A 6,355-nucleotide genomic window follows, 5' to 3' on the forward strand; every position below is an offset into this window, starting at 1 on the left:
GCCCGCGTGGCTCAAGATTCCTGGCCGAGTCCGGCACACAACGGCAGGGCGGTCACTGACACCGAGTACGAGAAGATCGCCGCGAGATTCAGTGGCGACGGCGTGTACGGCGACCCCGTGAGTAGTACGCCAGTGGTCACCGCGGGTATCGGATGGTCGGTCAACGTCAAGGCGAACGCCTACGCCTCGGTGCGCGGGCACGCTTGGTACTCCGGGTCATCCGTCGAGAACCTACCGATCACCGCGAACGTCTCGGGCTCGACTCGCGTCGACCGCGTTGTGCTGCGGCTCGACCGCGCCACATGGACCGTACGGGCCGCAGTCCGGCAAGGCACCCCCGGCGGCGGCGCCCCTGCTCTCGTGCAGGACACCGGCGACACCGGTCTGTACGAGGTCCCCCTCGCTCAGGTGACGATCCGCAATGCCGCATCGTCCGTGACAGTCAGCCGCGAAGAGCTGTACGTCGGCGTTCGCATCCGGCCGTGCACCTCGACGACCCGGAACCCGAACCCGACGCCGGGCGAGATGTGTTTCGAGACGAACACCGGACGCGTGCGGGTGTGGACCGGCGACACGTGGGCCGGACTGTTCGACGACTCGGGCGTGATCGGTATCAACTCCCCGCTGTCCGCGTGGACGATCGGCACCGAGAGCGTGCTGCAGAAGCGCAACGGCAACGTTCATCTACGCCTCGGATCCTTCCAGCGCGCCGCGGGCACTCTTCAAGGCGCCGACGAGTCGCGACTGCCCGTACTGATCCCGTCCGCCTACCGGCACCCCAACCGCGACCAGTACGCCATTTGCTACACAACGGGCCTGCAGGTGAGCCGCGCAGTCATCTACTCGGCCGGCTCGGATCGCCCCGGTCAGGTGTGGCTGACCAACCATCCCAGCATCGAAAAGGGTGAGAACGTGCTTCCCGGATCCGGCGTCAGTTGGGTGGTGGACTGATCATGGCTCGCCACGAGTTCGGCTCAGGAATCGGCGACTTCGTTGTGCGCCCGTCCGACGGGCTGTGGGGCGTCGCCTCGGGCGCGGTCGTCACCTTCTACGACCAGTCAAGCGGCGGCACGCAGTACACCGACCTACTTGACGCAGGCAGCGCCGCGATCACGTCCGTGACCGCCGACGAGTACGGGGCGCTGCCTCGATTCTTCGGGCCCGACAACGTCGAGGGCATGTGGGCCGACGCCGGCGGCAGTTCCCGCGCGTGGATCGAGGCGCACAACGTCGGCGACAGCGAGACGGCGGCCGGCTCCGTACGTGACTGGCTCAACGTCCTCGACTTCGGCGCGAAGGGTGACAACGTCACCGACGACACCGCGGCGATTCAGGCAGCGCTCGCCGCGGCGCCGATGGGCGGCATCGTGTACCTGCCGGCGGGCGCGTACCGCACGTCGGCGCCGCTCACGATCCCGCCGGCGGTCACCCTGCAGGGCACGCACACGAACCTCATGACCGTGCCCGGACTGACCGACCCGCCGTGCTACCTCAAACCGCTGCCGTCGTTCGTGGGCACCTCGGTGATCTCGCTCGTCGACGCCGCGACGGGCGGGTACTCGACGATCAGCGCCGAGCACCGGATCTTGAACGTGATGATCGACGGGTCGGGCGTGATAGCGCCGGGACTCGACGGCATCCGAGCCGCAGGCAACATTCAGAACGTGGGATTGAGGGACGTCACCGTTCGGCGGGTGAGCGGCGCCGGCGTGCACACCGAGTTCAACGCCGGGTTTCATCCGTACAGTTGGCGCTGTCACCGCGTCATGATCGACAACTGCGGGTGGCACGGGTTCGCCATGCAGGTGATGACCGACCTCACCCTGATCGACTGCCAGGCGATCGGCAACGGGGCGAACGGGTTCGAGATCGACAACGCGGCGAACTCGCACGCGATCGGCTGCCGCGCCGAGTGGAACGTCGGCAACGGCTATCACCTGACAGGCGATTGGGCGACCGGCACCGGCTCGGGCGGGATGCTGCTGTCGGGCTGCTCGACGGACCGCAACGGGCAAAACGGGGTGCTGATCGACGCGGTCGGTAACCCGCCGCTGCAGATCGAGAACCTGCTGACCCGGCGCGACGGCCGCAACAACGGCGCGGGCGGCGGCGGGTATGCCGGGCTCAAGGTCGACGGCGCCGAGGTACCCGTGATCGTCGGCATGATCACGTGTTACCCCGGCGTCGACGACGACGGCACACAGACACTCTCGCCGCAGTACGGGGTGCGCGTCGAGGATTCCGAGTACGTGTCGGTCGCGTCCGGGTTCCTGCACGCTGCTGCTGCAGGCTGGTCGGACGGCGGCGGGAACAACGTGCTCCGGCGCGGGCTCAACATCGCCGAGCGCACCGGCCCGACGGCGGCGCCCGTCGACGCGTTCGCCGGCCCGACCGACGTCGCCGGAAACCTCAACGTCGGCGGGTACCTCGCCGCATCGTCCGGGCAGTCCGGCGGCGTGTGGAACATCTGGGACGGCACCCCCAAGGCGCTGAACATCGGCTCGCCCGGCGGCGGCGTCGCGATCAAGGAAGGCGCCAACGCACGCATGGGCGTCGCCACCCTCGCCGCGGGCACGGTCACCGTGCCCAACACGTCGATCACGGCGAACACGCGCGTCGCCGTGATCCGGCAGACGCTCGGCGGTGCGCCCGGACACCTGTCCGTGACCAAGAATGCGGGCGTCGGGTTCACCGTCAACTCGAACAGCGGCACGGAAACCTCGACCGTGCTGTACGTCCTGTTCGAGCCCGCGTAGCAGCACGCCGACGCACCTCACGCTCGCCCCTCGCCGACCGGCCGGGGGCGTTTTTCATGCCCGACAGGAGGGGCTCACCCATGGGTGACACAGAACGGCCGATCCCCGAGCGGCTCGGCGACCAGGAAGAGCAGGCGCAGCACCTCGTGCGCACCGGCAACGGGCCGACCGTCGACGACGAGGCCGAGCTGCTCGCCGAGCAGTACGGGCCGGCAGACATGGCCGGGTTCTACAGCGGCGCCGCGGTCGCCGACGAGGACGCCGAGGCGCCCGTCGACGAGCCGGCCGACGAGCCGGCCGACGAGCCGGCCGACGAGGGCGACGCCCCGACCGCGGACACCCCCGAGGGGGGCGAGTCCGCATGAGCCTCGAAGCCATGGTCAAGGCGGTCGAACGCTGGATCGGCACCGCCGAGCCGAACGAGATACAGGCCTGGTACCGGCAGCGCAACGGCTCGCTGTACAACGGCAACTTCGCATGGTGCGACGCCACGATCACGCTCGCCGCCGTCGAGGCCGGCGAGTACGACGCGGTGTGCTTCGGGACCGACTTCGCGTACACCGTGGCGCACGCCGCCCGCTTCAAGGCGGCCGGTCAGTGGACCGCGATGACCAACGGGATCAAGGCGAGCGGGATCCGTCGCGGCGACATCGTGTTCTTCGACTGGGCCGGTACGAGCGAGATCGGCAAGATCGATCACGTCGGCATCGTCACGGGAGTCTCGGCCGACTACAAGTACGTGTACACCGTCGAGGGCAACACCCTCAACGTCTGCGCGAGGCGCGTGCGCGTCGTGCAAGACATCGCCGGGTTCGGCCGGCCCAAGTACAAGCCGGCGCCGAGGCCTGCGACGAGCAGCGGCTCGTCGGGCTCGAAGCGGCCGCAGGTGTCCCTCAAGGCACTCGTGCAGGCATTCAAGGTCGACGCCCCGAAGAAGGGCACGCCAGTCTCGTACGCGCCGACGAAGTACGTCGAGCAGGCACTCGTCGCCGAGAAGCTGCTCGCCGCGCAGTACGCCGACGGTCACGCGGGCACGGCCACGCGCAGCGCGTACGCGCTGCTGCAGCACCGGTACGGCTACAGCGGCAAGGACGCCGACGGCATGCCGGGTAAGGCGTCGCTCACGCGGCTCGGTAAGGCGCACGGATTCGACGTCGTCGCCTGATCTCCACTCACCGACCGGCCGCTGCCGGTCTCTCACCACAAGGAAGGGGGCCGGTTATGCCTGCCCTGTTCGTCAGTTACATGCGTACGGTCGTGCCGCTCGTCGCCGGGTATCTGCTCACCCTCGCCGTGCGCGCCGGGTTCGAGATCAACTCGGCGACCGTCACCAGCGCCGTGACCATCGCGCTCGCGGCCGCGTACTACGTCCTGTTCCGGCTGCTCGAATGGATCGGCGAGCGGCTGCGCGGCAGCGCCCTGCAGAACCTCGCGGGCGTGCTGCTCGGGTGGGCGCGGCCGCCGGCGTACCCGCGGTTCGAGGCGCTCGAACCGGTCGACCCGAGCGGGTACACGAGCGGCTCGTCGACAAGCGGGTGACGTCGGCCCTACGGCCGCTCTTACCTGCCACTGCACAACCGGAGGTAGCGCGTGGACGCTGCGACGCTCGGCGCCGTCGGAACCATCGTCGTCGGGCTCGCGGCGGCCGCCGCCGCACTGGTCGGGCACCGCGGCGCGAACGCCGCCTCGCAGTCCGGCGTCGTGATCACAGGATCCCTCGGGCTCGTCAACGAGCTGCAGGAAGAGCGCGACAAGTTGCGCGACCGGATCGTCGAGAACGAGCGGCTGCTCGCCGCGGCGTACGCCGAACTCGCCAGTGAACGGGCCGATAAGGCAGGCCTGCACGAGCAGATCGCGGCACTCACGAACGAGAACCGGCAGCTGCGCGACCGGATCGCCGAGCTTGGAGGACAGACCACGTGACGCGACGTCATGCTCAGCCGATCCTCGCGCAGCGGTGGCGGTCGCTCGCGGTCGCCGCCGTGCTGCTCGTACTGTCGGGCGCCGTCGTCCTGGTGTGGCTGCGGATCGACGCCGAGTCGTCCGCCCGTAAGGAAGCGATCGCCGAGGCAAACCTGCGCGGCGACGCGGTAACGACGCTCGCCGGCGACGTGCGCGTGCTGCGCGAGCAGATCAAGGCAGAGGGGAAGACACCGGCCGCGCCGGACCCGGCGCGGGCGGTCGAGAACCTACCCGCGCGAGCCGAGGTGCCCGTACCGATCCCCGGTCCTGCAGGACCCCGCGGACCGCAGGGCGAGCCGGGCAGTCCGGGGCCGGCCGCGACAGGGTCGCCCGGACCGTCCGGCGCGCAGGGCGAGCCCGGCGCCACAGTGACCGGCCCGCCGGGTCCGGCCGGTCCGGCCGGTCCGACCGGACCCGCCGGCCCGCCCGGTCCTGCAGGCCAGGACGGTAAGGACGGCACCGACGGCCGCGACGGGCAGACATGCCCGGATGGGTACAGCCTGCAGGCGCCGTCATGGGACCCCGACGCCCTCGTCTGCAGGCGCGACGGCGCCCCGCAGCCGAGCGACCCGTCGCCGAGCCCGACCTCGTCGCCGCTGCTCGGGCTGCCTGCCGAGCGCCGCCGCATCGCATAACAGAACTGCGCCCCTGTCTGGCCTCACGGCCGGGCAGGGGCGCCTTTCTCGTTCCTCGACGTGACTGCGCCCCCCACAACTTCAGCCGCGGGGGGCGCATTCGGCGTACCGTTCTAAGTGCGACCAGAGAACGGAGCACCAGTATGCCTCTAAGCACAGATGAGCACATCGGCACCCGCGTGAAAATCGCCCGACAAGCGGCAGACCTGACACAAGCCGAAATGGCTGGGCTACTTGCTCGCACCGAGTCATGGCTCGCCAACGTCGAGGCCGGCAGGATGCCGCTCGATCGCTATTCACTGATCACCGCGATCGCCGATCTGTGCGACGTCGACGTCGTATGGCTGCTCGGACAGCCCTACCGACTGCAGCGCAGCGGCGGCAACCTCGCTCACGCCCACATCCCGGCAATGCGCACCGGGCTGCGCCGGACCGGGCTCATCCTGTCCGGGCACCCTGGGCTCGCTCCGCAGGGCGCCCCGGTCGACCTGGCCGACTTGCGCAACCGCTCGCGGAAGGCGAACCAGGCACGGCAGGCGGCCGATCTGCCCGCCGTCGCGACACTGCTGCCCGGAATGATCGAGGATCTCAATACGGCGCTGCTGCAGCACGCCGACGCCCGCGACGATGCGCTGCGCCTCATGGTGGACACCGCTCGCACGGCCCGTATGTGCCTCAACCAACTTGGATACCCCGACCTCGCATGGGTCGCCGCCGAGGTCGGGGCGGGCGCCGCAACCGAACTCGACGACCCCCTCGTCAAAGCCGCTGTCGCCTGGGACCGGTGCGGCGCATTGCTGCATCAAGCGTCGCTGCCGGAAACCGTGGCTGTCGCCGAGGCCGCGCTGCGCGATCTCGAACCGCTCGCCGAAGCGAGCAACCCGCAGCGCGAGGCACTGTCGCTACGGGGCGCGCTGCACCTGCGGGCGGCGATCGCACACGCCCGCGGGAATCAGGGCACCGACGCGTGGTCGCGGATCACCGCCGCATTGGAGGACGCCG

8 protein-coding genes are annotated in these 6,355 nt (G+C 70.0%); all 8 read left to right on the plus strand.

From position 1 onward, the window contains the following. Window positions 1–6 precede the first annotated feature (6 nt). Window positions 7–951: a hypothetical protein gene (locus tag OG219_RS47585; protein WP_266835887.1), complete on the plus strand. Its 945-nt coding sequence runs from the start codon at window positions 7–9 to the stop codon at window positions 949–951. Between the two features lie 2 nt (window positions 952–953). Then, window positions 954–2,756 carry a right-handed parallel beta-helix repeat-containing protein gene (locus OG219_RS47590; protein WP_266835886.1) on the plus strand — a complete coding sequence of 601 codons (1,803 nt, stop codon included), beginning with the start codon at window positions 954–956 and terminating at the stop codon, window positions 2,754–2,756. Between the two features lie 80 nt (window positions 2,757–2,836). Further along, window positions 2,837–3,121 carry a hypothetical protein gene (locus OG219_RS47595; protein ID WP_266835885.1) on the plus strand — a complete coding sequence of 95 codons (285 nt, stop codon included), beginning with the start codon at window positions 2,837–2,839 and terminating at the stop codon, window positions 3,119–3,121. Further along, window positions 3,118–3,921, plus strand: coding sequence for a CHAP domain-containing protein (locus OG219_RS47600; RefSeq protein WP_266835884.1), 804 nt, complete (start codon window positions 3,118–3,120; stop codon window positions 3,919–3,921). Before OG219_RS47595 ends, OG219_RS47600 begins: the two co-directional genes overlap by 4 nt. A gap of 56 nt (window positions 3,922–3,977) precedes the next feature. Continuing rightward, the gene (locus OG219_RS47605) at window positions 3,978–4,295 is read left to right on the plus strand and encodes a hypothetical protein (protein WP_266835883.1); all 318 of its coding nucleotides are present in this window, start codon (window positions 3,978–3,980) and stop codon (window positions 4,293–4,295) included. A gap of 51 nt (window positions 4,296–4,346) precedes the next feature. After that, window positions 4,347–4,679, plus strand: coding sequence for a hypothetical protein (locus tag OG219_RS47610; RefSeq protein ID WP_266835882.1), 333 nt, complete (start codon window positions 4,347–4,349; stop codon window positions 4,677–4,679). Further along, window positions 4,676–5,353, plus strand: a complete 678-nt coding sequence (locus tag OG219_RS47615; RefSeq protein WP_266835881.1) for a collagen-like protein — start codon at window positions 4,676–4,678, stop codon at window positions 5,351–5,353. The genes OG219_RS47610 and OG219_RS47615 overlap by 4 nt, the downstream gene beginning before the upstream one ends. Before the next feature lie 143 nt (window positions 5,354–5,496). Continuing rightward, the coding region (locus OG219_RS47620) for a helix-turn-helix domain-containing protein (RefSeq protein WP_266837888.1) at window positions 5,497–6,355 on the plus strand (859 nt) is incomplete at its 3' end.

Origin of the sequence: Streptomyces sp. NBC_00038 (assembly GCF_026343635.1) — a bacterium.
Taxonomy (GTDB): Bacteria; Actinomycetota; Actinomycetes; order Streptomycetales; family Streptomycetaceae; genus Streptomyces.

What these genes read in the sequence shown, in the direction of transcription:
- OG219_RS47590 (WP_266835886.1), top strand. Translation starts at nt 954, where the DNA reads ATGGCTCGCCACGAGTTCGGCTCAGGAATCGGCGACTTCGTTGTGCGC.
- OG219_RS47595 (WP_266835885.1), top strand. Translation starts at nt 2,837, where the DNA reads ATGGGTGACACAGAACGGCCGATCCCCGAGCGGCTCGGCGACCAGGAA.
- OG219_RS47600 (WP_266835884.1), top strand. Translation starts at nt 3,118, where the DNA reads ATGAGCCTCGAAGCCATGGTCAAGGCGGTCGAACGCTGGATCGGCACC.
- OG219_RS47605 (WP_266835883.1), top strand. Translation starts at nt 3,978, where the DNA reads ATGCCTGCCCTGTTCGTCAGTTACATGCGTACGGTCGTGCCGCTCGTC.